We start from the raw sequence: 24,505 nt of genomic DNA on the forward strand, positions 1-24,505 counted from the left end.
ATGAAATTACTTCACATTGTAGCCACCCCTCGTGGGCTTACTTCTAATACCGTGCGTGTTTCTAGCGTACTATTGGAATCGCTTCTTGAAAAGTATGATGACTTGACGGTCAGAACGTTGGATTTGTTCAAAACCAACCTGCCTTCCGTGTCAGGTAGCAATATCGAATCCAAATATATGCTCATGACTGGACAGCATCTTGACGAGTCTGCTCAAACCTCATGGCACCAAATCGAAAAAAGCATCGAGCAGTTTTTGGATGCCGATGTTTACCTTTTGACCGTGCCAATGTGGAATTTTGGGATTCCCTATGCCCTAAAGTATTACATTGATGCTATTGTGCAACCGGGCTACTTGTTCAGATACAATGAAGAGGGTCGCCCCGAAGGAATGGTCAAAGGCAAGAAAATGATTTGCGTTACTTCGCGTGGCGGGGATTATTCAAGTGGACCGCTCCAAGCTTTTGATTTTGTGGAAAGCTATTTGCGTACCATTTTTGGGTTCGTTGGCATCACCGACATGCATTTTTTCAACGCGCAGCCGATGGATGTTTCCCTCGAAATTCGCAAAGTTGCCTACAAGAAAGTGATTGGCGAGGTTCGAGATTATGTGGAGAAAAGCAGTTGGCAATTCGAGTCGGGCGCGTCATCTATTGACATGCCGGAAGGAATCAAGCCTGCGCCTTTGCTTGATTAAACTTACCACCTGAGCATATCTTTATTGTTGCGCGATACCACGCAATCCGACGGTTGTTTTGGATAAAAGGACTCTAGCAAATTATCGGCTAAAGTCCTTTTTTGATGAATCTTTTACTCTAATTAATGCAAAATACCAAGCGGCTTTTGGAGAGTTTTGCGGTTGTTGCTCATGGCGTTACCCCGTTTATTTGAAACAAAAATTAAATCGCTGCTGAACTTGAGGGGCATTATAACGGGAATGTGTGAAGGAGACAAGCGAACTCAAGCGCGGGCGGGGCGCAATCGGCGGGTGAGTAGTCCGTAACGGGGGGAGAAAAAATACGCCAGCAGGAAGAAAATGGTCAGCGTCAGAACCACCATTGCGCCTGATACCAGATTCAGGTGCCATGCAAGATACACGCCCATTACCCCGCCCAGCAGCGAAATCAGCCCCGACAGCAACATCACTACGCGCAAACGGTCGGTGAGCAGCCGCGCCGTAGCGGGGGGCGTAACCAACAGCGCCACTGTCTGGATGTTGCCAACCGCCGGAAGCGCTGCCACCACCACCAACGAGAGCAACGCCAGAAAGCCCAATTCCAGAAAGGCGACGGGCAAACCCTGTGCTTGTGCCATCGCTCGGTCGAACGACACCAGCAAAATCTCCTTACGCGCCAGTCCATATGCCAGCAACGCCAGCAAGGTGACAACAGCCGCAATCACAATATCATCATCGCCTACCGCAAAGAGTCGACCGAACAGGAATTCGCTCAGGCGGCGGAATAGCCCGGCGCTACTGATGAGCATGATGCCAGCCGCGAACGCCCCGGTGTAAATCGTGCCGATGGCGGAAGCATGACCGACCCGTGAGTTGCGACTGCTCAAACCGATTAACAGGCTGATGCCTACTGCTACTACCATGCTGGTTAGTAGCATATTCCAGCCTAGTAGTGCGGCAAGTACCACCCCCGGAAAGATTGCATGCGAGAGCGCAAGCGTGAGGAAGCTCAAGCTACGCAACACCACGTATGTGCCGACTATTGCTACCGATACGCTCAGAATGGCGATTTCCAGCAGGGCGCGTTGTACATAGGGCGCGGAGAGCGGCTCTAGTAGGAAGCGGGTTACATCATCCCACATTGGCGGGAGACTCCTTTCGCCGGAAGCGACTCAGCCAGCCATATCGTGGGGAAAATGCCAGCGATAACAGGAAAAGCAAGCTTGAAACCGTTACGATAGAAGCGCCACCCGCCAAACGCATATAATAGGAGAGATAGATGCCAATGATGCTGGCGAGGAAGGCGAAAACCGCGCTGAGAATTATCAATCGGTATATGCGGTCTGTGAGCAGACGCGCAGTGGCAGCAGGTGTGATGAGAAATGCCAGTACCAGAATATTGCCAACGGCGGGTAACGCTACCACCACCGTGAGCGCAACCCCCAGATACAATACCAGATCGAGCCACCAGCCGGAATAACCCATCGCCCGTGACATAGAAGGGTCGAAACTGCTCAACAGCAATTCCTTACGCAGCGTCACAAATAGCAGTGTCACCAGACCGCCCACCAACAAGGTATTGGTAATATCTTGCTCGGTTACGCCGAAAAGTTGCCCGAACAAGATGTCCACCGATGTACCTCGGCTGCTTTTGTTCGATACTGCCAGCGTAGTGAGGATTACGCCTAGCGCAAATGCGCCCGTGAAGAAAATGCCCGTAGCCGAATCTTCGCTAACCTGCTCATGGCGACTGGTAAAGCTGACTAGCGCTGTCACCACCAACGCTGCCACGAACGCGCCTACAAAGGTGTTGCCGCCTACCAGCAACGCCACCGCGATTCCCGGCAAGATGGCATGCGACAGCCCATCCACGATAAAGGCGATGCCGCGCAACACTACGTACACTCCCACCACCCCAGAAAGTACGCTAACCATCGCCAATTCTTTCAGGGCGTTTTGGGTAAAAGCAGTGGTGAAGGGTTCGCTCAGCCAGTCAAACATAATTTATCGGGTATGTCCATAGGGTTGTACAGTACCAGTTTCCGCTATCTTACCAGTTAATTTGCCTATTTCCCAACTATTTTACACTATCTTTCATGAAAGGGGCAGGGCGTTTCTAACACTTTGAGCTTGCTGCAATACCTCTAATTTTACAAGTATCAAAAAAGTTAGGTTTGCAAATGGCTAAAAGAATTATTCTCTGAATCGCCCTGAGTTTATTGGGTTGCTACTCTTCTATTTTTGCACAAACTCTAGTAAGCCACGCTCTTCTACCGTGTGTGAATCATTTGACCAACCGGAGCGGGATAGCCATTTGAAAGTAAGCAAAACCGCGAAGGATACCACTACTAATATAACCGAGAGGGTTACTGCTTCATCCAACCCGCCTGACCCATCAAAGGCGGCGTATATCGCCAACGGCATGGTCTGGGTGCGTCCTGAAAAGTTACCGGCAAACATAATGGTTGCGCCGAACTCGCCCAACGCTCTTGCCCATGTCATTACCATTCCGCCAAGCAATGAGGGTAACGCCAGCGGTACAGTAATGCGTAAGAAGATTTGGAGCCAGCCTGTGCCGAGGCTCGCCGCTACCGTTTCGAGGTTACGGTCAACCGACTCGAAGCCGGCTTTTGCCGCTTTTATGTAGAAAGGGGCGGCTACAAAGGTTTGCGCTAATACCACCGCCGTAGTGGTAAAGCCGATGGTGAGGTTGAATTGCTGGTCAAGCCATTGCCCTAGCCAGCCGCGCCTACCGAGCGTAATTAATAATGCCACACCCGCCACTGCTGGAGGTAATACCATCGGCAAATCTAGTAAAGTATCCAGCCAGCGATAACCGGGAAAACGATAACGCGCCATTAGATATGCCAGCGGTGTGCCGAAAGCTACGGAGAGAGAGAGGGTTAGTACGGTGGTAACTAGGCTTAACTGGAGCGCATTGATTACCGAAGGCTTGGAAAAATAGTCGCCCAGCGTACCGCCTATCACCGAGCGTATCAATAAAGCCACCAACGGTAAACTGAGGAATAACAACATTGTTGCGCCGGATAGAGCCAGCCAGACTATATTAGGATTCAGCCGCTTAGTCCGCCCCTTTTCAAACAAAAGAGCGTGATTGTTAGCTGGTGCAAGCGATTCTATTGGCTGGCTCTTATTCATGTAATCTCTGCCTATTAAAGCTTAAACGGCGGGTACAAAGTTATTTTTCTTCAGAATGGCTTGCCCTTTCTGCCCTAACAAATAGTCAATGAAAAGCTTTGCGCCGTTAGGATTTTGCGCCGCTTTCAGGGTAGTGATAGGGTAGGTGGCGATAGTGTTGAACTGGTCGGGTATATCCAACGTCACAATTTCAGAATAAACTTTGGGCGACACATCGGAGATATACACCACCCCGGCATCGGCTTCGCCCAATTGCACTTTCGCCAGCACTTGCTTGACGTTCGCTTCTTGCGATACGGTGTTTGCCAGCACCTTAGCGGAAAAATCGCTACCGAAAGAGGGGTCTTTACTCATTGTTGCCAATGCCTGAAGCGTATAGCTGCCCACCGGCACATCTTTCTGAGCCGTCACGAATTTCAAGCCTGCCTTGCTCAAATCTTGCAACTTCTCAACCTTACCGGGATTGCCCTTTGGGAGTATAACTACCAGCCTGTTTTTCGCAAAGATAGTCCCTTTGTTAAGCGTTAACCCTGAATCAAAGGCTTTATCTACTTCAGCTTGATTGGCAGAGGCGAAAATATCCGCTTTTGCGCCTTGTTCCAACTGAGTACGTAGCGTGTTGGATGCGCCAAAGTTGTAAGTAATTTTCAAACCGGGATTGGAATTTTCCAGTTCGGTTTTAATCTCGTTATACGGGTCTGTTAGGCTGGAAGCGGCAAATACTATTATTTCTCCGGCAGCAGTCGTAGTGGTACTATTAGCTACTGTAGTTGTCGCGGCGGCAGTAGTAAGGGCGGTTTTCGTTGTTGCTGGTACAGTTGTTGCTATAGGAGTGGCGGAGCTATCTCCGCATGCTGCTATCAGGATAGAAAGCAGTATTAAAACGAGAATACCACTTGTTTTTTGAACAAACTTAAACGAAAGGCGCATAGATTTTCCTCCAAAAATAAACTCAAGCTTTGAGTATCCTCCTCATGGCTTGAGTATAGCTACACACTTACTACCTGTCAAATTTGTAGCAGAAAGATTTGCGTGTGAAGCTTTCAAAAGGTATCTTTAGCAGAGTTGGAAAGAAGCATTTTTCAGGATTTCAGTACAGGCTTATAACACCCCGGAAGATGTAGAGGCATTTATGGAGGCTTTGAGGCAAGCACTACACCTGTAAAAAATCCCCCTCCTACAGGAGCTAGAGGGGAATTAGCCGTTTAAGAAAACAACGCTATCTGCTGCAAATATAGGGTAGCCTGAGCATCCTTGCGACTGGGGGGAGGGCTGGCGCGATAGCCTTCCGGTCTGATTTGTAGGCAGAAGATACTTTTGCCGATTATTATAAGGTCGCGATGCTTGAGGGTTACAGATATCCCCGCTTCTATCAGCTTATCATTAACCATAACCCCATTGGTGCTTCCCAAGTCGGCGATAGTAAGTTGCCCATTCACACTGATAGAAATCATAGCATGGTAACGCGATACCAGCGGGTCATTCAGAATAATGGCATTGTCATTATTGCGCCCGAAAGTGATTCGCGCCTCATCTAGGTTTATGCGCTGCCCGATTTCTTCTCCACGTTGTACAATTAAAAAACTGGTTGACATTTTAGCTCCTTTACTAAGAACCGGTTGCTTTTTTAATATCATCCAGAAGCTGGGTAGCTTTGGTGTAATTGGGATTATTCTTGAGTATTTCCTGCGCTTGTACCTTTGATTCGGCATATTTAGCCTGTGCAAAATAGTTGTAAGCCAATGTAATGCGGTATAGCGTGCTATTCGGCGCATTTTCCACCGCTTTTAGCAACAAAGGTTCCGCATCCTTGTAACGCGCCAGCGAATAATAGGCGCGTCCCTTGTTGTAAAAAGCATCGGTATAGGTAGGCAGGTATTTCAAAGCGTTATCGGTATTATCAATTGCGAGATTGTAATATTGGGTGCGGATAGTAGTATCAGTCGAGCTATCCCCCTTGAGCAGATAGGAATAAGCCATTCCGTTATATGCGGTAGCCGAACGTGAATTTATCTGGATAGCGCGTTTGAGATGGTCAATCGCTTGATTGTAATCGCCTTTAGCGTTGAAGATATAGGCAAGTCCGGTGTGGCTGCTATCGTAGCTATCGTTAGTATCTAGCGCAGACTTGAAATATTTGACTGCATCATCCAGTTTATTTTGGTCATAATAAATCCAGCCTAACCCGGTGAGGGCGTAAGGATAGCGGGGTTCAATCGCCAACGCTTGTTGATACCATTTCTCGGCATTTACATAGTCGTTCTGGTCAGAATAACTGCCGCCTTTGGCGCTGTAGAAGGTTGCCATATTGGGGAATTTTTTTATCAGGAAATCAATATGTGACAACGCTTCTATAGTGCCTTGATTAGCCAGAAAGGAAGCCCAGCGGGGCCATAATCCCTCTTTATCTAAATCGAGAGCTTTTTGCGCCTCAGTTTTAACGCGCTGGTCGTCACTCCCTGCTGCCGAAAGGGTCATAGAATAGGCAGCGCGTACATCCCCATCATTGGGGGCAAGCTCAAGGGCGCGGGTAGCTTCTGCCAGAGATTTATCGTAGGTGTAGCCATCGTGATAAACCATTGCCAGATAAGCATGGCTGCGAGCATCTTTTTCATTCAAGCTGATGGCTTTTTGCAGGGCATCCACCTCGCCCCCTTCGATGTTCCACAAGTAGAGCGTAATGCCCAGTTCACGGTAAGCCAGCCAACTATTTGGATATTGGGTAATTACTTTGCGTAAACCATCGGCAGTAGTCTTAAAATCTGCTTGCCCTGCGTAAAGTTTCCCGATGAGATTCTGCACTTGCACAGTAGCAGCATCGGCAGAAGTGATGGGAGTAGTGACTGCTGTCGTAGTTGAAGTGCTAGTGGTTACGACTGTCGTAACATTCGCTGTTGTGGTTGCTGCCGTAGCAGTAGCGGTGGTAGTAATATTGGCAACGGGCGTAGGGCTTGGTTTATTACCGCCTATTGCTACCAGTGCTACCAGCGCTATTACTGCCGCCACTGCCAGAGTGCCGATAATTCCCAGCATCACCAACAAGCCATTTGATTTTTTAGGAGGGGCGGCTGGTTGCTGTCCGGTAATGTTTATCGGCAGCGTTGGGTAATTTACCGGAGGGGCGTTAAAGGGGCGCATCTCGGTAGAGGCAGGGGGAATGTTGGGATGGTAATAGCCGCCTTGTTGGGTTGGAAGCGCAAATGGCGCGATTTCGGTTTGCGCCGATTGCGGGATAGCCGGAGTCGTCGGTGGTATATACATCTGCGGAGATACTATAGTGGGCATCCCTGTGCTTACTACGGGCGCATTTATCGCTTGTTCAAAGGCTCTGGCAAAGTCTAGGGTAGTTTGAAAACGCCCTTCCTTCTTTTTGGCAAGCGCTTTGCCCAATATTTCCACTATTTGGGGCGATAGGTTCGGGTTTAGTTGGCGCGGGTCTGGGATGGGGCGGTTGATATGCGCCATCAAAACGTTGAGCGGCGTATCACCGTGAAAGGGCGGTTTGCCGGTCAGCATTTCATATAGGATAACACCCAACGAATATTGGTCGCTGCGCCCATCTAGCGGTTCTCCCGAACCCTGCTCAGGACTCATATAATCGGGCGTACCGATGCTCATGCCCGTTCCGGTCAGGGTAGAAGTATCTTCCATCAGTTTAACGATGCCAAAATCGCTTAGCACTGCGCGGTTGTTATCCCCTAGCAGAATGTTGGAGGGCTTCACATCGCGATGTACAAAACCGTGTGAGTGAGCATAATCCAGCGCATCGGCGATTTGGGTAATAATGCGGTTGGTTACTTTTAGGTCAATTGGATTCCCCATGCGTTCGCGTAGGGTTTTGCCTTCCATCAGTTCAGTGACGAGATAAAGGGTTGCGCCTTCTTGCCCAAAATCATATACCGCTAGAATATTGGGATGGTGTAGCATACCGATGGCGCGTGCTTCCCGGCGAAAGCGTTCCTGAAAGGTGGTATCGCTGGAAAATTGACTTGACATAACTTTAATGGCTACTTCACGAGCAAGGCTAGGCTGATAGGCGCGATAAACCGTAGCCATACCGCCTTTGCCCAACGCTCCTTTTATCTCATATTGCCCGATTTGCTTTATTTCCCCTGCTGACATACTACTTGCCTCAGTTTACTTCCTATTTTCTACTTTCAGCTTCAAAGTCTGCCACGCCTTTAGATTAATATTACGTCAATATGTTTCAAAAGTTTGGGCGATTAAATTTTCCAGATACGGGCGGTTTTATCGTAAGAACATGTAACCAAAGATTTGCCATCGGGCGACCAGACAACGGTACTAATCAAATCGGTATGTCCGCTTAAAACCGCCAGTTCTTTGCCTTCGAGATTCCAGATACGGGCGGTTTTATCGCCAGAACCGGAAGCAAGATATTTGCTATCGGGCGACCACGCCAACGTATAGACCGGTCCTTGATGCCCGCTAAAGCTGAGCAAATATTTTCCGTCCTCATTCCACAACCGGATTGACTTATCGCCTGAACTGGAAGCAAGATATTTGCTATCGGGCGACCATGCCAACGTATAAACCTCATCGCTATGCCCGGTGAGGGTAGCAATAGCTTTTCCTTCGGCGCTCCACAGACGCACAGTTTTGTCTTTTGAGGCGGACGCTACCACTTTACCATCTGGAGACCACGCTACCATACTTACCTCGCTGGTATGTCCGCTCAGGGTGGCTATCGGCTTGGCATCGCTGCTCCACAAACGGACAGTTTTATCCCATGAACCGGAAGCAAGGGTTTTGCCATTGGGCGACCATGTGACCAGCACCACCGTATTGGTATGTCCTTGCATAGTTGCTATGGGCTTGCCATCCGCGCTCCACAAGCGCACGCTGAAGTCTTTTGAACCGGAAGCGAGGGTTTTGCCATCGGGGGACCACGCAATATTGGTTACTTCCGCGCTATGTCCTTTCAATTCACTAATGAAAGCGCCGTCTGCTTTCCAGAGTCTGATAGTGCTATCCAGCGAACCGGTTGCCAGCGTTGTACCGTCCGGAGACCATGCCACAATAACCACCCATCCGGTATGCCCGGTGAGGGTCGCAAAAGATTTGCCCTGCGTATTCCACAGCCTCGCCGTATTATCCCAAGAACCGGTTGCCAGCGTTTTACCATCGGGCGACCATGCTGCAATCGGCACCGAGTTACTATGTTCGCTCAAAACCGCTGTCTCAGTTGCTGCCAGCGTTGTAACCGGAGGCGCAGTCGTAGTATAGGGCGCGGTAGTTATAGGCGATTGGGTTGTGCTGGTAGCGCTCGTAGAGGTTGCAGCGGTTGTTCTAGGTGGTGTTGTGGTAGTGGGCTGCGCTGTTGCGCTAGTTTGGGTAATTTCCGCTGTAGCGGTATTTTGGGTCGTGTTGCTGGTTATAGCAACTGCCGTAGGGGTATCGTCTCCTGATAAGCCTTTGGTAGCAACCAACACAATTACCACGACACTAACAATGATAACCACTGCGACAATACCTACAACCAGCGCAACCACACCTCCCCGACCACCTTTTTTGGTGGGCTGTTGCGGGGGGTAATAAGGTGGTGGTGGCGGAACCGGCGTACCGGTGGGCGGCGTTTGGTAAGGTTGGAAGGTTTGAGAGTTGTTATAGCCGGAATAAGGCGGCGGAACGCTTGTGCCTCCGGGTGGTGTTACCAGACGGGTGGGTGCTTCTCCCGGTTTTACAGTTGCTTCGTTCAAGCGAGTGACATTATTAGAAGGTTCTACCGACACAGAAATTTGAGTAGCAAGCCTGTCAAGGTTTTCTGGAGGAGGGGGAGGCGTGTTTTGCCTCTTTTCCTTGAGTACATCAACGGGCATAGTAGCATCGCCCGGTGGGATATTGCGAGCGCTAATAGTCGGTTCTGGTTCGGGTGAAATCGGTCTGAGTGGCACATTCATGGTTGGATTTTGAATGGCATGCTCAAACGTCATCGCAAAATCTGTACAAGACTTGTAGCGGTCATTCGGGTTTTTGGCAAGTACCTTGTGAAGAACTTCAACCACTTCTGGCGAAAGTTCAGGGTTGTGCTGGCGTGGGTCAGGTAAGGCGCGATTTACATGTGCCATCAGAATGGCGATGGGCGTATCGGCGCGGAAGGGTGTTACTCCCGTCACCATTTCGTACAGCATAACACCCAGCGAATACTGGTCGCTTCTACCGTCCAACGCATCGCCCATGCCCTGTTCAGGACTCATGTACTCCGGCGTGCCAACTCCGATTCCGGTAGCAGTTAGGTGCCTACTGGCGCTGTCATTGAGTAATTTCACGATTCCGAAATCGCTCAGCACTGCTCGGTCGCGCTGGTCAAGCAACACATTACTAGGCTTTACATCGCGATGCACAATCCCATTCTCATGGGCGTAGTCCAACGCGCTGGCGACTTGCAGCAAAATACGTGAAGCATAATTTAAATCGAGCGGCTTACCGAGCCTTTCGCGCAAGGTTTTGCCGCTCAACAGTTCGGTGACGATATAGGGTACATCCCCAAATTGCCCGGTATCAAATACCGTTAGGATGTTGGGATGGTGTAAACTGGCGATGGCGAACGCTTCTCGCTTGAAACGCTCAACCGTTGCGGCATCGTCAATAAAGCGGGCTGACATAACTTTTATAGCAACTTCACGATTAAGGTTCGGCTGGTAGCAACGGTACACTATTGCCATGCCGCCTTTGCCTAGCACCCCTCTTACTTCGTAAGTTCCGATTTGTTTGATTTCGCCCGCTGCCATTCCGTTCTCCCGTTAACCTTAGTTTATAACTGCCCGCCCTTCAAGCGATCTTGCAATGCTTGTAACTCTTCCCACTTACCCTCAAGCGCTAGTTTAGCCTGTGTGGGGAAGGAAGTAGGGTCATTTAGCTTTAACCCCTCTGCCAGCAATATTTCCTGTAGAACTACAACCGGGGTTTCAGCCAAATGCTTGTAAGTGTAAATCCCTGACCTATTCAAAACGCTGGAAATTCTAGGACCGATTCCCTCAAGTTTTTGCAGATTATCCCGCTCGAATTTCGGAGCGGGTGGAGGAGGGGTAGGCGCAACCTGAACCGGGGCTGGGGCTTCCACTTTCGCCACAGGGGCAGGTGGGGGAGGCGTAGGCGCAACCTGAACCGGGGTTGGTAGCTCAGCTGGTTTTACCGTTTCCACTATAATTTTTACATTAGTGTTTCTTGATTCCGGTAAGGCGCTAAGCTTAGAGCCTGAACCGCTATTATTTATAACCTTGACCAGATCTCCTAGCACGCCACTTACGCTACGCCACGGAAATGCAAAGCGGAAAGGACCAACTTCCCGGATTAAGCCCGGTACGCTGGATGGCGCATGCTTCAAAAGCCCGGTAGTGATTTCTGTCAGGCTGCCAACCAATTGCTGGGTATTTTTTAGGCGCGATTGCCCGACGGGTGGGGCGAAAGAATAGATGAATTGTCGTCGCAGGATTTCTGCACGGCTAATCACCTGTATTTCACCTTCCTCTTTAATTTGAGTTTGGCAACCTAGCCGATAATTTTCATCTAGCCTATTGGCAAGCCAAGTTTTTTCGTTGCGCGTAGGTTTGTCGAGCAATTCAGCCCCTTCCAGAACCTTGCACTCACATGTTGCACAGTAGCCTTGCCCATCACAAACAAAGCCAATGTGCGCCCCGTTTCTACGCGCCACCTCTAATATTGTTTCTCCAACTTCTGCCGGATACATCTTTCCATTAATAATTACTTTAGGCATAGCTTCCCCTTTCAAATAGTCCAAGTTGATTTATATTTTGTAAATCAAACCGGCATCTATAAGCCCGGTAATGCGTGTTACTTACTGTAATCCCTATCCTTGCGATATTGAAACAAGAATATCAGGGCAATGCTAACTACTATTATAAGACCGATAATGCCCCAACGCAGATACACACTTACATCAAATTCGAGATTACGCTTGGGAATCAAATACCAATCGGGTGCGTCATATTTCAGGCTACCTCGGAACAGTCTTTCCAAATCGGCGGCAAATTCGGGTGGGGGACCCGAAAACCTGACTTTAGGTGAAGGGAGGTTATCCAGACCAACTAACGAACCAGTGGCTTCATAGCCCCAACGTGCCACCATTACAGAGGATATTACATGCCCAATTGCCCCTATTTTATCAATTGCTACCACTGCCCCGCTAAAAATAATTTGGGGAATCAGGATTAATGGCACAAAATAATTGGCGCGGTCGCTGTTTTTGCTGAGTGCGCTAATTAGTAACCCCATTGTAACTCCGCTCATGGCAGTAAGTAACATCGTCAGGAATATATAAAACAGGTATTCGAGAGAGGGCTTGTTTAAGCCTATTCCCAACCATAATATCAATATCATTAGCAAGGTTTGGATTAACACCAGTAGGAATTGCACAGTTAGCTTAGAAAATATATAGGGCGCGAGTTTTAGCCCGATGCGTCTTTCGCGCCGGTAGATGCTGTTTTCCTTGACGATTTCGCGGGCGGCGTTGTTTGTTCCGAACCAGACCGCTACGATGGTCATCATAAATACCAGTGATTTGGCGCTGCCGAAATCCCCGGCGCTGGAATCCCAATCGTTTCGGTTAAAGACCAGCGCCAGCAGCAAAGCGATTACAGGCGCTTGCGCCAACAAGGTTATTAGGTTTCGGCGGTCAGCCAGCAAGGTTTCAAAATAGCGGCGCGTGAGAATCAGATATTGGGTTAACGCTGAAACCCGCACTTTGGCATGACGGAACAAAACTTTGGGCATTGTTTGTACTACTTGGTTAATCAAACCGGATACCGAAACGTTATTCTCAACGTTGATGCCGTATTTGTTAGCCTCTCCTGCTACTGCCCGCAAGCGCGATACCACATTTCGGTTGTAATAGGCGGATTGCTGGAAAAGTTGCGCCCACTCTTCGGGGCTGCGTTCTTGCTCCAGCTTTGTATAAATATCGGGGAATTTTTGTACGCCAAAATAAGAGAGCGCATCTGTCGGTTTTCCGTAGAAAGCCACATAGCCGCCTCTAGCAAGGAACAGCACCCGGTCGCAAAGCTCCACATTTTGGGTAGCGTGGGTAATCAGCACTACGGTGCGTCCCTGATCCGCCAGCTTGCGTAACATTTGCATCATACGTCCTTCCAGACCGGGATCTAACCCGCTGGTAGGCTCATCCAGAAAGAATAGGCTCGGTTTGCTAATTAATTCTGCGGCTATGCTTACTCGTTTGCGTTGTCCACCGCTCAACAGATTAATCGGGGTATCCCGCCTTTGGGTAAGGCTCAAATCGTCCATTACATCCTCGAGCCGCTCTTTAAATTCCTCTGGGCTGGTATCCTCCGGCAATCTCAGCCGTGCGGCATATCTCAAAGCGCTCTCCACCGTCAACTCGGTTGGCACAATATCATCCTGCGGCACGTAGCCAATGGCAGAACGATATACCTCCATTTGGGGGTAATATTCGGCGCGGTTGTATAGCACTGACCCTTTATTGGCAATTCGTACCCCGCTTATTGCGTCCATCAGGGTAGATTTTCCGGTGCCGCTACCGCCTACAATCGCCACAAATTCACGCGGTAAAATTGTAAAAGTACAATTGTGCAGAAGCGTAGTAGCCGGGTTGATTTGCTTGCTTAGGCTCAGCACATCAATGCGTATGTTGTCATCATCTTGGCTGCGATACAGGAAACCTTGCGAAAACATAAAGCGAAAAGGTCCGATATTTACCAAATCGCCATCATTCAATACTGTTGGTACACTTATTCGATTTCCATTGATAAAGGTTCCATTTGTGCTACGCAAATCGTTCAGGGTGATGGAATTATTTTGATTGATAAGCTGGGCGTGGCGGCGCGAAACTTGGGGGTTATCTAGCACAATCTCGTTGGCAGTGCGGTCGCGCCCAATTGCGGTGAGTTGTCGAACGCGCAAGTCTATCTGCTCCAGACCGCGCTCATCTATTGGCGTGGGCGCAGACGCGGCTTCGGTTGGCGTTGGTGGAACAATCGGAGAAGGCGGTGCGCTTTGCAGAATAGCAGTAGCCGCTATCACCGGAATATTAATCCCGGTAGAAGCGGGTGGCACATCGCGGATTGGCAAATCGCCTTGCGTGGTGCGAAACGCCATCCTGACCAGCCCAATGGTAATAATATCGCCGTCTTTTAGTGTAGCGCGTTGGGTTTGATGCTCGTTAACGTAAAACCCGTTCGCGCTGCCTAGGTCTATGGCGGTATAAATTCCATTCTCAAAAATGATTTCAACATGGCGGCGGCTGGTTTGCGGGTCGGAAATTACAATATCATTATTGATACCGCGTCCGATTGTGGTTTTACGGTCAACCAAAGGATATTCGCGCCCTTGCTGCGTTCCTGCCAGCATATAAAGCCGGGCAGAGATTTGATAAGATGTTCGCTGGCTTGCGCCTGTTTTAGTGTCACTCACGCTATATTCCCCGGCTAAAAATAGATTTACCAATCAGGCTAAAATTGGAAATGAGTTTCCACACAAAAAAGGTCGAATAGTAGAAGATTGAAAAATACCCAACCGCTTTGGTAGAGCTAATTTAGCCTACCATATCGCTAGTTCGATAAAATCCATTTTACCACAGCCTTTCTTAAAGCGATTAATCAACTTTTACGAATTTGGCAGGGAGTGGCGAGCTATTCGTTATTTTACCACAGCCCTTTTTAAATCAAGTAATGAATGACGGCAAATTTAGGGCGAAATACAATTATACAAGCTTAAAATGGTTTTATGGCAGTAAAAAGGGTTGCGCCATCGCGGATTTCGAGCTTGCCCTCTTGCTCCAATAAAGTTGCCAGCCTTGCTTCTACCGTTTGGTAAAGTTTTATCCAGCGTTCCGGTTCGATGCCCGGTTCGTCAAAGCCTGCTGAATGCTGGAATAGTAACCCGGTGGCATATAACTCTAGCCCTTCGGCTAAGGTTAAAGGCGCAATTATCCTTTCGTAATCAACTACCTGCCGCACTTCAAATCCCGCTTCGCGCAACCACCTTTCGCCGTTTTCGCGTCCTAATCGCTGTTCAGGTGGGCTAGAGCGGGCATAAAAGCGTTTAGGAAAGCCGCACGCAACTAGCGACTCATCATGCGCTTTTCGCAAAGTTGCGTTTGCTTCCCGTTCGGCGGTCACAATGAACAACAAGCCTTGCACTGCCAATGCTCGCCGGATTTCGCTCAAGGCGCGGTGAATAGCCCTGGTCAGGTTTAGCATGCGGTTTGCCAACGCTGCGCCAAAAACTTCCGGCGCAAAGGGCAGATTCCGCGCATCGCCCCGTAGCGGTTGCGCCTTCTCGATTTTGCGGGGGAATTGTGCTAGAGCCGCGGGAGATTTATCCAAACCTACCGCGAATTTATAAGAACTCTCCAGCAGATTTAAATATAAACCGCTGCCGCACCCGACATCCAACAAACGCCCCTTAGCTTTGAAAGTAGCGGAATCTTGAAGTTGGCTGGCAATGTTCGCTGCTGCCCAACTTGCGGTATCGGGGTAATTGTTGGTTAAGAAGATGGTACGCGCTGCTCTAATCTCAAGGCACCGCTTCTGGCGTGCTTCCGGGTTAGTCCATAGCTGTTTCAAGTAACGACTGATTTCAATTGAATTATTCATATCCTGTTTAATCTCAGATTAATATTACTGATTGGCTATCCATTTATTTACAGTAATTTACAGTTTATAACAACTAACAATCTATTAATAAGCCTTTAAAAATCAATAAAATGGGGTATAATGAGAATGTTGATACCGAAAAATAGTTTATCAAATCAAACCTTTGCCTAATTTCTTACGGCAGTAGCAAAGGATTTACCCCTTCATTGTAACCCAGCTACTGTCTTTTGATAGAATAAATACCGAAACAACCTCGTTCCCGAACTAAGAACGTTTCAGCCCTTATCGCAGCGACATATTAACCTTTGTGCAACGTTGCCCCCAAAGCCAGCCTTCGGTCTGGTAGATTAACTGCGCCTTGTCGAGGAACGGAGAAACACGCTCTACTGAAAGAAATTAAAAACGCCGGATGCGTTGGAAAGTTTTCAGTTAGAGATGGTTGCGGGTATTGGATAGCGGGTTAAACACAATTACTGTATGGAGGTTGAAAAATGAGAAAGCGCAGATTGCAGTATTTGTTCTTGAGTATGCTGATTCTTATGGCGTTGGCAGTTACTACAGTTAGTCCGGTACTGGCTTATGATGAGCCTGTGATTACGGTTGCGGCAGTGGAACAGGCTTTCGATTCCCTTAATGCTTCGCCACAACTCTATGGTGGGTTGCGGCAAGTTTTCCCAGCACGTGTAGAGCGGTTGACCGACCTGAAAGTTACCTCAAGTAACAGCGAACGTGCTATTACTGCTACAGGCAGATTGGATGGCGCGTTGTTCTTGCTTAAGATTCCTTTTAGCTGGAATCATCAAGTAGTGTTGTATGCACACGGATATACTAATCCCGGAACTCAAGACTTTAACGTGCTACCGGGCGTTAGCGATAATATGAAGGCTGTGCTGAATACAGCGCTTGGTCAGGGCTTTGCCTATGGCTATTCAGCTTATAGCAAAGACGGCTACGCGGTAGAGAACGGCGTGAAGCACACCCAATCGCTCAAAAATCTGATTGACCGGATTGGAAATCACCGGGCGTATATAATCGGCGAATCCATGGGCGGCAACGTTGCAATGGCGCTGGTTGAAAAATACGAAAATGATTACGTGGGTGCGTTGCCTTTCTGCGGTGTGGTGTCCGGTTGGTACGAGCAGGTACGCTATCTGGCAGATTTCAGGATGGTGTATGATTTCTACACGCTGAATACTCCCTTCCAGTTGCAAGCGGCTGACGGCTCATACGGAGACCCTAGAATACCTGTCTTTCCACAAGAGGCAGTCACGAAGGTAGCAACTCTGTTTGGCGCGACTGTACATGCAGACCCAGCGGTTTCTACTCCTGCAAAGTATATTATCGAGCAAGTCAGCATTGCTGCTGATATAACCCCTGAACCAGTTTCCTTTATTAATGCGTTGATGGGCGCAACCACCGGGTTTGAAGATCTGAAAAAGACGGCAGGAGGTATCGGTTATAGTAATATCAAAGTTACCTATGCGGGTGGTCCTAACCTGTTTGGTGACGCAATCAACAGCGATATTTACCGTCTGGCAGTAGATAACCCGAAAGCGGTTACCTACTTGAAGAATTGGTACACTCCCAAAGGTGATTTTGAAGCGAAGGTTTTGAGCGTGCATAACAGGATTGACCCGCTAGTTCCTTATCGCCACGAACTTATTCTGAAAGCCAAAGTACAGGCGCAGCATAACAGTTCGCGCTTTGTGGTGCAGAATGTTGACCCCGGCGCGTTCTCCTTCAATCCCACAGCCGACCCCAACACTTGGAGTCCGAAACACTGCGACTTCAAGCCGTCCCAGATGATTTTTGCCTGGAACGAGTTGAAGGATTGGGTGGAGAAAGGCGTAAAACCGGCGGAGATTAATATTACCGCTAAGTGATAAACTCGTAGTATCTTACAAAGCCCCTTGCCTTTACGGAGAAGGGGTTTTTTATTGCAACTGCTTGACCATCAGCATGCGCTCTCCATCATGTTCGACCATACCGAGGTTGTGTGTCAGTGGCTCTGCCATTTGGTGGTGCAGGGCTGAACCGAAGCTCAACCACAGATGCGAATAACTGCGGGTGTGATGGAGTAGAATTTCCAGCAAAGCTTTTTCTTCAGATGCACCCCAGAGTTCAGGATTTAAGTACAAACGCCACCGTCCGCCCCGAACGCCCCAATCAAAAAAGTCTGCGTGCGCTACGGGCGTGGAAGAATTGGCGAAAGTTATACTAAAGCTGTAGCCTTTGGCGGTATTCGGCAATCTTGGGCGATAATATTTCCCCCAAACCCTTGCGGTTTCAGGATTGGAGGCGCGTTGTTCGATTTCAAAAAAACGCTTCAGGCTTTTGGCGGCTTCGCGCCTACGCATGGGGCGCATGCTGATATTGCCGATAGCGTTAGGAATTGGCGTTATGTTGGAAGGCAAACGGTAGTAGGGGCGCGATAGAAAAAAGTGGCGGTGATGTTGGTCTAGGTAATTTAATTTATGATAGAGATTTATAGCGCGAATATTGGAATTGGTTACTCCTAGGGTGAGGAAGCGATAGCCGTGTTTGCGTGCTTCCTGTTCAGCAAAATCCATGAGCAGGTAACTGTAATGATTGCCTCTGAAATTCACGTTAATTTCGAGGTCGTTCACATGGGTCAGAAACTTGCGGTGTTGCAGATAAATTTGTCCGGCAAGTTTCTTTCCGACCCGCAAGCCATAGCCTCGGTTAAGTAGCCAATAATACAAGGGACCTCGCAGAAAGCGCGAAAAGGGCTTGCGCCAACCCGTTCCCATGATACGTTCAAAAACAGGGTCAGAGTCCCGATAATTACGGTACATTAAACCTACCGTGACCCAGTGTTCCCAGAAAGATAGTCGGGTAATTCTGAGGTTGGGCAACGGTTCCTCTAATTGCGTTGTGGCGACAGAAATCGCTTGAAGCGGGTTTTGCCTACCGCTTTTTTGCTTGAAGAGCATAAATAATCCCCTGCTAACCAGAAAAGAATTTACTAGCTTAATTGTAACCTAAATGAAAATATCGTCAATCTAGCTTGATAACAACCCTAAAAAAGGTTACATTATATGTCGCTTAGCATACTATCTTAAAGCTAAACCCGCCGAGTGAGGCGCCTTTACCTGCCAAATTAATGCTACAGGCAGTCCGAAGCATCTATTGTAAAATAGATAGGTGATGCTATTTACCGAAGTTTTTAATGTGTAAGTATTTCATACCTCAATATAATTGATGGGAGGTGTTGGCATGGTATTTGGATCAAAACGAGTCAGACATGCTTATTTCTTTGTAGCGGCTACCACTCCACTCGACCAGCAACTGGCACAGCGGGTTTTTATGATGGGCAGTCAGCAACTTCGCAATTCTAATCCCACCTTCAGGAATCTTTTCGATCAGGTAGAGAAAAAAAGCAACGTGCTAACCATCGGCGCGGGGCGTACTCCCTCGATTGATAACATTGAGCAGACCTTCCAGACATGGCTTCAAACTCGGCGTATTACTATCAAAAATATCCAGTCGCTTTACCAACAGCAGATTTTCTTTGCCGATGGTGAAGATCGCGCTCCTTTCGGGGGTGGCTCATACGGTTGGGTAGCGGCGGTTTATTTTGAGCTAGGCTGATACTAAAAAACGCCGGAAAATAAAGGCTTCCGGCGTTAAGGTTACTACATCAAACAGGGTTACATTCCGACAGTACCGCCGCCGTCAATGAAAACTACCTGTCCCGTGATATAAGAGGATTCGTCACTGGCGAGGAAAAGGTGCAAATTCGCAACTTCTTCAGGCTCGCCCTTGCGCTTGAGCGGAATCCGGTTAACTACTGCTTCATGAACGTGCGTTGGGATGGCGGCAGTCATCGAAGTGGTGATAAAACCGGGCGCAACTGCATTTACCGTAATTTGATACCGAGCATATTCCAGCGCCAGCGTTTTGGTTAAACCAATAATACCGGCTTTGGCAGCAGCATAGTTTGCCTGCCCGATATTGCCCTGAGATGAGGTGGAGCTGGTATTGATAATACGCCCATTATTCTGAAGTTTCATGTACTCAAAGGCTGTTCGGGAACAAAAGAACGTGCCTTTCAGGTGAATGTTCATGATGGTATCCCACTGTTCTTCGGTCATTCGGTGCGACATCGCATCGCGCAATACTCCGGCGTTATTAATTAGAATATCCAGTTTGCCGAAGCGTTCTACAACATCCTTCATCATGCTTTTCACGAAGTCGTCATCGGTAACGCTGCCATAATAAAACTCGGCTTTTCCACCAGCAGCGCAAATTTCTTCAACTTCCTTAACTCCTGCGGTCTTGTTCATATCGTTAACTGCCACAATTGCGCCTTCTTGCGCGAATCGTCGGGCAGTAGCAAGACCAATGCCACCTGCCGCCCCAGTAATAAGAGCTACTTTGCCCTGCAAGCGTCCCATTGCTCGAACCTACTTTCTTTGAAGTATTGCCATCGTTAAATAATTGCACATAGATGTAATTTGTACATTATACTAATTTTCCTAGCATATGTGCAATAGCCTTGTGAAGTTTTTGAGAAAGATTACGAAAACATAAAAAGCAGGAGGCTTAACCCCCTGCCTGAAATAATAGAGCCTAATAAATATCAGGCGCCCAGTTATCTTCTTGGTTGGGAATGGACATGCGCGTCTGAGGGCTGCCGTCATCTCCCATTACGTAGAGTGCCTGATCAGGCGTGCCGTCATCGTTGCGGGCATCGGGGAAATCGCGGTTGGAATGAAAGATGATATAGCCCTGCTTAATCCAATGCGGTCTGCCGTTAAAGCCTTCTTTGGTGAGTTGGGTTAGGCTGTTATTGCCAAGATTCAACACGTAAATCTGGGCGTTAATGCCTTTGCCATCGCCTGTGCTGAATGCTACTTTCGTGCCGTCCGGTGACCATGCGGGATAGCGGGCGTTATCTACGTTTGGGTTGAGAACGCGCCGATTCGCGCCCCCTACCACATCCATGATAACTAATTGCCATTTGCCTTCTATCTGCTCTGAATACAAAATTTGCTTGCCGTCTGGCGAAACACGCGGCGCTATTTTGGCGTTGCTATTACAAGTTAGGCGTTCGTTCGGACCGTTGAACTGGCGAAAATAGATTTGCTCCACGCCGTTGCAGTCCCCCTTTATTGCGTTCACGAAAGCAAAGCCTTTTAGCGGGGAAGGGTTGGGCTGTGACCCATCTTCGATTTTGCGGAAGCCGCTACCGTCTGGGCTGACTACATAAATTGAATCGCGGCAGGTCAGGTAGATTTCACTACCGAGCAATGACCAAACCGCTTCACTACAGGCGAAACTAGGGTCAGAGAGCGCAATCTCAGACTGGTTAGCGAAATCGTAGAGGTACACCGCGTTTTTGCCATTGCGAGTGGAGGTATAAACCACCTTTCGGTTGTAAGTTGGGTTGCCGAGTGCGGCAGGGGTAGCGGTGGGGGTGGCGGACCCCCCGCTAAAGAGTTTCATATTTAAGCCTGTGCCGGAAAGAGCCATAACAAAGCTGGAATAGCCCTGCATCTGGTCGAGGATTTTAGCCTGATTTTCGGCAGTATCTCCCGGAAAACCTATATCGTCCAAGATTTTTTGATTCTCATCGCGGTTGGCGGATACCGTTTGCGCCATAAAAGCCATATCGGGCAGCCCGTTTTGCACGTATGCTCCTATGATTATTTTTTCCGTAGCAAAGGGTTCGGACTCGCCCGGCGCATCAAAAGTATAATTAGCGGCAAGTAACGCGCTATGCAGATTTTTAGCTAATTGTTCGGGTGTGCTGCTCGAAACATATAGCTTCATCTTAATATCTGGTACTTGCTGAAAGGAGTTCGCTAACTCCTTCAGTATTTGCGGGTCATACTGTACCTCTTTTGCGCCTGAGAGCGAGGTAAAAGGCTTGAACCCGCTTGCAACGGTAGTGGCGGGTGGCATAGTAGGTTTAACGGTAGGAGTATTAGGCGCAACAGTTGTGGCAGCGATAGTTGAAGTAGCAACTACAACTGTGGTTGTGGCGGCGCTGCTTCCGGTGGGGGTCAGGGTTGTTTGCGTGGTGTTCTGTGGCGCAACGCTGATTTTCGAGATGGCGGTTAGGGTTGGCGCAATCGGGTCTTCAACGGCGGCAGTAGAGGCGGAGGGCGTACCGCCTTTGTTAAATAGCAGCAAATATGCTAACGCCCCGCTCGCTGAGCATAACAGCACAAACCCGACTAGCAATAAAACTATCAAACCGCCTTTGCCTTTTTTTGGAGGAGCATAGGTCGGTGGCATTGCGCCTTGCTGCATTACCGGGTAAACGGGCGGTGGAAGGGGTGTGGCGGTTGCAAAAAGACTTTGTGTGCCGGCATAACGGAAGTTGTGGCTTGCATAAATCGCCAGCCTTGCCTCTACATCGGCAAAACGCGGATAATTTCGGTTAAGGTCAACTAGCGTCTCAAAAGCTGCCTGTACATTACCTGCCCTCTCCTGATTAAGGGCATATTCGTATGCTTGTTGGGGCGTGACCATTGCGCTGTTCCTTTCCCGACTACTGCCGTGTCGCTTTAGTGCGCTTGCGCCCCAGCAGAAGCGCAAGAGTCACCACGATTAGTAATATTGCCACCGCTATAACGCCGATAAGCACAGGCACTACCCAACCCGGTATCCCTGAGTCCGTAGCTGTAGTTTGTTCTCCCGCAGAAATCGGGCTTAAATCGGCAGTTCTGATAGCGGGCTTTACCACCTCGCCGTTAGCGCGAGTAAGCGAAGGCAAACTGTTCTTGGCGTTAACGTCCATTGACAGCTTTTCGCCGGTACTAACCGGGCTGGTATAGGTGGCTATTTGCGAGGTTTCAGGGTCTATTGAAACCAGATGCACGTTTCCGCTGGCTGTACCTTCGAGGGCTACTTTATAATTCAGTTCGGGCGGAGCGCTCCACAACATCGCCCAAGTGCCGTCTTTTTCCTGAATGGGCCAGATGGAGAAGGGCATATAGCCGTAAAGCGTGCCGGTGCTTTGGTCAATTGCCATTTTCAGATTCTGCCCCTCCCATGTCATATTAATGGGCGAACCTGTCATCGAAAGTTTGGGCTTTGGCGTGGATTTTTTCGCGCCAAATACCGATGTGGTGGGTTGGGCTTTTGCGGCGGTAGTTCCACCTGTCACGTAATTTTTAACATAGCTTGCGAGGTCCACGGCAGGGTCCCAAGTATAGCCTTTGACCCAATCTGCCACGCCCTTTGCGCCGGATATATCCACGCCCGACTTGGGGGCAATATTCCAGAGCCATGCGCCCAAGCGTCCCCCCCACACATTGAAGCAAAACTTCTCAATATCGGGGTTGCGGTTGCCGAGCGCTTGACGATAAAACTGCTCGGCTAGGTTGGCGAGTTCTGAACTGGCGCTTTGCACGTCATCTTTGGCGGGTGTATAGAGGTTTCCGCTCACCAATCCTTTAGCATTTTCCCAAGTAATCATATCTTTTATACTTGCCAATGGTCCCCACTGTCCCTGACTTTCCAGTTCAAAAAAGCTGGTGCCAAACAGGTGATACCATGGACCCGCGTTATCGCCTTCGCGAATGGTCACCAGATACGGTGGAATTGCTTCGCTTCCGGCTTTACCGTTGAAGAAAGCAGGGTCTTGGCTTACCCCCGTGTAGGCGGCATCGCCCGCCCGCGCCAACGAGCGCAAGGTGTTATGCGCCAGCAGCATGGCATTTCGCACGTTGCCGTCTGACTGTATCATTGCCAGATAGAAAACATCGCCGGGGGTAAGTTGTCGCTCCTCGCGGGTGGCTTTAAGCAGCATAGCCTCTTTCAAAGCCGGTTCGGTACCATGCTTAACCGCATAGCCCCGCATCAACGGATCAATCCCGTCTTTATTAAAAACATATTGTTTGGAGATGGAATCAGATACGCCCCCTTCGGCAAAGAGCCAAGTTACCGCGGGAATTGCTCCAGCCACATTGTAGGGGATATAGGGCTTGGGCAAGCCCATTTTTTCATACTCGCTATTGTACTTGTTCCAACCGCCTTGCATATCGTAGCGCAATTCGTTATAGTCCATTTTCATCTTAAAGGACTTAAAGGCGGTGTTAGAACTGACATTGGCGTGAGAAAGTTGCTCATCGGTAAAGTAGAGCTTTGCTTCCTCGCACAAATCCACCAGCGGTCCGCGCAAAGTGCCGGATACTACTACTGAGCGACCACCCGCGTTGTATGAACCGTTCAGATTAATGCTGAAACTGGCGGTGGAAACTTCGCTGAATTTATCGACTGTTACCGACACATCGAAATTTTGCTTCCATCCTCCTGCCGGGTCAAGCCCGTTTGGCGGAAATGATTCAGCTTTGAAATTTTTGGTTTCTTTACCTACTAAAACGGTTACTGAAAGGCTTGCGCCCCATCCGCTGGTGGCAGATACGCTGCCCGATATTTTAAGGGTTGATTCGGTCAGCACGCCCCGATAATCTCGTCCGTTGGTGAAGCTATAACTGTCAATGGGGGAGGTGAGCCTTGCGCCTGAAACGCTGTAATTAACTTGAAGACCGTTAAACGGTTCGGCGGGAAAGGTTCCGCCTGCGGCGAGAGCTTCGGTGGGGAGGGTTGCCCCCATTACAAGGCTAGAGCAGAAAAGAAGTATAACGAAAAATGCAAAGTGGGCTACTTTTGGTTTCATCTAAGCACCTCCTATGTTTTGGCGCCTTATGAGGTTATCCTGATTGATAGGCTCTTGCGAGAAACTTATAGCGCTTATGCAGTGTGGCATCAAAAATATTTTGTAACTATCTCTTTATCCCCCTTGATGGGTTAGATAGGTGAATAGTTACCACATTTTAACCTATTGAGGTAAAAAGACAGGTATCTATAGGTATAACCCAAGTAATAACTTTAAGAATTGCAAATTAATCTCACAAAATTTTGATGCCTCGTGTTTTCCCCCAATATATTAAACCGATTCACCTCAATCCTTTAATATTTAATTAATAAAGACTCCTTGTCAGGCACTATAAGCGCATGAGAATTATGTACTACTTGAATTTGAAATTGGTGAGTATTAAAATCAATAGTAATTGCTATTACATCTC

17 protein-coding genes are annotated in these 24,505 nt (G+C 48.7%); 3 read left to right on the plus strand and 14 right to left on the minus strand.

Annotated elements, in window-relative coordinates; translation table 11 throughout:
- Positions 1 to 696 carry an NAD(P)H-dependent oxidoreductase gene (locus tag WCK19_RS02110; protein ID WP_342395697.1) on the plus strand — a complete coding sequence of 232 codons (696 nt, stop codon included), beginning with the start codon at positions 1 to 3 and terminating at the stop codon, positions 694 to 696.
- 263 nt (positions 697 to 959) lie between these two features.
- Here WCK19_RS02110 and WCK19_RS02115 read toward each other — a convergent pair whose 3' ends face one another.
- From WCK19_RS02115 to WCK19_RS02160, 10 genes are all read right to left on the minus strand, one after another.
- Entirely contained in the window at positions 960 to 1,817 is an 858-nt protein-coding gene (locus WCK19_RS02115) for a metal ABC transporter permease (protein WP_342395698.1), read from the minus strand.
- The gene (locus WCK19_RS02120) at positions 1,807 to 2,676 is read right to left on the minus strand and encodes a metal ABC transporter permease (protein WP_342395699.1); all 870 of its coding nucleotides are present in this window, start codon (positions 2,674 to 2,676) and stop codon (positions 1,807 to 1,809) included. Before WCK19_RS02120 ends, WCK19_RS02115 begins: the two co-directional genes overlap by 11 nt.
- A gap of 234 nt (positions 2,677 to 2,910) precedes the next feature.
- Entirely contained in the window at positions 2,911 to 3,834 is a 924-nt protein-coding gene (locus WCK19_RS02125) for an ABC transporter permease (protein WP_342395700.1), read from the minus strand.
- Positions 3,835 to 3,855: 21 nt separating this feature from the next.
- A complete protein-coding gene (gene modA, locus WCK19_RS02130; RefSeq protein ID WP_342395701.1) occupies positions 3,856 to 4,764 on the minus strand; it encodes a molybdate ABC transporter substrate-binding protein in 909 nt (302 codons plus the stop codon).
- 275 nt (positions 4,765 to 5,039) lie between these two features.
- Entirely contained in the window at positions 5,040 to 5,429 is a 390-nt protein-coding gene (locus tag WCK19_RS02135) for an FHA domain-containing protein (RefSeq protein WP_342395702.1), read from the minus strand.
- A gap of 13 nt (positions 5,430 to 5,442) precedes the next feature.
- On the minus strand, positions 5,443 to 7,956 hold the full coding sequence (locus WCK19_RS02140; protein ID WP_342395703.1) for a protein kinase: 2,514 nt from the start codon (positions 7,954 to 7,956) through the stop codon (positions 5,443 to 5,445).
- Positions 7,957 to 8,057: 101 nt separating this feature from the next.
- A complete protein-coding gene (locus tag WCK19_RS02145; RefSeq protein ID WP_342395704.1) occupies positions 8,058 to 10,583 on the minus strand; it encodes a protein kinase in 2,526 nt (841 codons plus the stop codon).
- A 23-nt stretch (positions 10,584 to 10,606) separates the two neighbouring features.
- Complete coding sequence (locus WCK19_RS02150) at positions 10,607 to 11,569, minus strand: 2Fe-2S iron-sulfur cluster-binding protein (protein ID WP_342395705.1); 963 nt, start codon at positions 11,567 to 11,569, stop codon at positions 10,607 to 10,609.
- Between the two features lie 77 nt (positions 11,570 to 11,646).
- A complete protein-coding gene (locus WCK19_RS02155; protein ID WP_342395706.1) occupies positions 11,647 to 14,259 on the minus strand; it encodes an FHA domain-containing protein in 2,613 nt (870 codons plus the stop codon).
- A 299-nt stretch (positions 14,260 to 14,558) separates the two neighbouring features.
- Positions 14,559 to 15,443: a class I SAM-dependent methyltransferase gene (locus tag WCK19_RS02160; RefSeq protein WP_342395707.1), complete on the minus strand. Its 885-nt coding sequence runs from the start codon at positions 15,441 to 15,443 to the stop codon at positions 14,559 to 14,561.
- 491 nt (positions 15,444 to 15,934) lie between these two features.
- Here WCK19_RS02160 and WCK19_RS02165 point away from each other — a divergent pair, with 491 nt between their 5' ends.
- Positions 15,935 to 17,326 carry a hypothetical protein gene (locus WCK19_RS02165; protein ID WP_342395708.1) on the plus strand — a complete coding sequence of 464 codons (1,392 nt, stop codon included), beginning with the start codon at positions 15,935 to 15,937 and terminating at the stop codon, positions 17,324 to 17,326.
- Positions 17,327 to 17,377: 51 nt separating this feature from the next.
- Here WCK19_RS02165 and WCK19_RS02170 read toward each other — a convergent pair whose 3' ends face one another.
- Positions 17,378 to 18,397, minus strand: coding sequence for a GNAT family N-acetyltransferase (locus WCK19_RS02170; protein ID WP_342395709.1), 1,020 nt, complete (start codon positions 18,395 to 18,397; stop codon positions 17,378 to 17,380).
- A 283-nt stretch (positions 18,398 to 18,680) separates the two neighbouring features.
- On the opposite strand from WCK19_RS02170, the gene WCK19_RS02175 reads away from it, so the two are divergent.
- The gene (locus WCK19_RS02175; RefSeq protein WP_342395710.1) at positions 18,681 to 19,055 is read left to right on the plus strand and encodes a hypothetical protein; all 375 of its coding nucleotides are present in this window, start codon (positions 18,681 to 18,683) and stop codon (positions 19,053 to 19,055) included.
- 59 nt (positions 19,056 to 19,114) lie between these two features.
- On the opposite strand, the gene fabG is transcribed toward WCK19_RS02175, so the two are convergent.
- The 3 genes from fabG to WCK19_RS02190 form a co-directional block, all read right to left on the minus strand.
- Entirely contained in the window at positions 19,115 to 19,861 is a 747-nt protein-coding gene (gene fabG, locus WCK19_RS02180) for a 3-oxoacyl-ACP reductase FabG (RefSeq protein WP_342395711.1), read from the minus strand.
- Positions 19,862 to 20,036: 175 nt separating this feature from the next.
- Complete coding sequence (locus WCK19_RS02185) at positions 20,037 to 22,010, minus strand: hypothetical protein (RefSeq protein ID WP_342395712.1); 1,974 nt, start codon at positions 22,008 to 22,010, stop codon at positions 20,037 to 20,039.
- Complete coding sequence (locus WCK19_RS02190) at positions 21,964 to 24,096, minus strand: hypothetical protein (protein ID WP_342395713.1); 2,133 nt, start codon at positions 24,094 to 24,096, stop codon at positions 21,964 to 21,966. The genes WCK19_RS02185 and WCK19_RS02190 overlap by 47 nt, the downstream gene beginning before the upstream one ends.
- Positions 24,097 to 24,505 lie beyond the last annotated feature (409 nt).

Origin of the sequence: Candidatus Chlorohelix sp. (genome assembly GCF_037138995.1) — a bacterium.
Classification (GTDB): Bacteria; Chloroflexota; Chloroflexia; order Chloroheliales; family Chloroheliaceae; genus Chlorohelix.

Excerpts from the sequence above, each read along its gene's own strand:
- WCK19_RS02150 (WP_342395705.1), bottom strand. The coding sequence starts at position 11,569 with ATGCCTAAAGTAATTATTAATGGAAAGATGTATCCGGCAGAAGTTGGA.
- WCK19_RS02170 (WP_342395709.1), bottom strand. The coding sequence starts at position 18,397 with ATGCTCTTCAAGCAAAAAAGCGGTAGGCAAAACCCGCTTCAAGCGATT.
- WCK19_RS02120 (WP_342395699.1), bottom strand. The coding sequence starts at position 2,676 with ATGTTTGACTGGCTGAGCGAACCCTTCACCACTGCTTTTACCCAAAAC.
- WCK19_RS02175 (WP_342395710.1), top strand. The coding sequence starts at position 18,681 with ATGGTATTTGGATCAAAACGAGTCAGACATGCTTATTTCTTTGTAGCG.
- fabG (WP_342395711.1), bottom strand. The coding sequence starts at position 19,861 with ATGGGACGCTTGCAGGGCAAAGTAGCTCTTATTACTGGGGCGGCAGGT.
- WCK19_RS02135 (WP_342395702.1), bottom strand. The coding sequence starts at position 5,429 with ATGTCAACCAGTTTTTTAATTGTACAACGTGGAGAAGAAATCGGGCAG.
- WCK19_RS02110 (WP_342395697.1), top strand. The coding sequence starts at position 1 with ATGAAATTACTTCACATTGTAGCCACCCCTCGTGGGCTTACTTCTAAT.
- WCK19_RS02115 (WP_342395698.1), bottom strand. The coding sequence starts at position 1,817 with ATGTGGGATGATGTAACCCGCTTCCTACTAGAGCCGCTCTCCGCGCCC.
- WCK19_RS02165 (WP_342395708.1), top strand. The coding sequence starts at position 15,935 with ATGAGAAAGCGCAGATTGCAGTATTTGTTCTTGAGTATGCTGATTCTT.
- modA (WP_342395701.1), bottom strand. The coding sequence starts at position 4,764 with ATGCGCCTTTCGTTTAAGTTTGTTCAAAAAACAAGTGGTATTCTCGTT.
- WCK19_RS02140 (WP_342395703.1), bottom strand. The coding sequence starts at position 7,956 with ATGTCAGCAGGGGAAATAAAGCAAATCGGGCAATATGAGATAAAAGGA.
- WCK19_RS02160 (WP_342395707.1), bottom strand. The coding sequence starts at position 15,443 with ATGAATAATTCAATTGAAATCAGTCGTTACTTGAAACAGCTATGGACT.
- WCK19_RS02190 (WP_342395713.1), bottom strand. The coding sequence starts at position 24,096 with ATGAAACCAAAAGTAGCCCACTTTGCATTTTTCGTTATACTTCTTTTC.
- WCK19_RS02145 (WP_342395704.1), bottom strand. The coding sequence starts at position 10,583 with ATGGCAGCGGGCGAAATCAAACAAATCGGAACTTACGAAGTAAGAGGG.
- WCK19_RS02125 (WP_342395700.1), bottom strand. The coding sequence starts at position 3,834 with ATGAATAAGAGCCAGCCAATAGAATCGCTTGCACCAGCTAACAATCAC.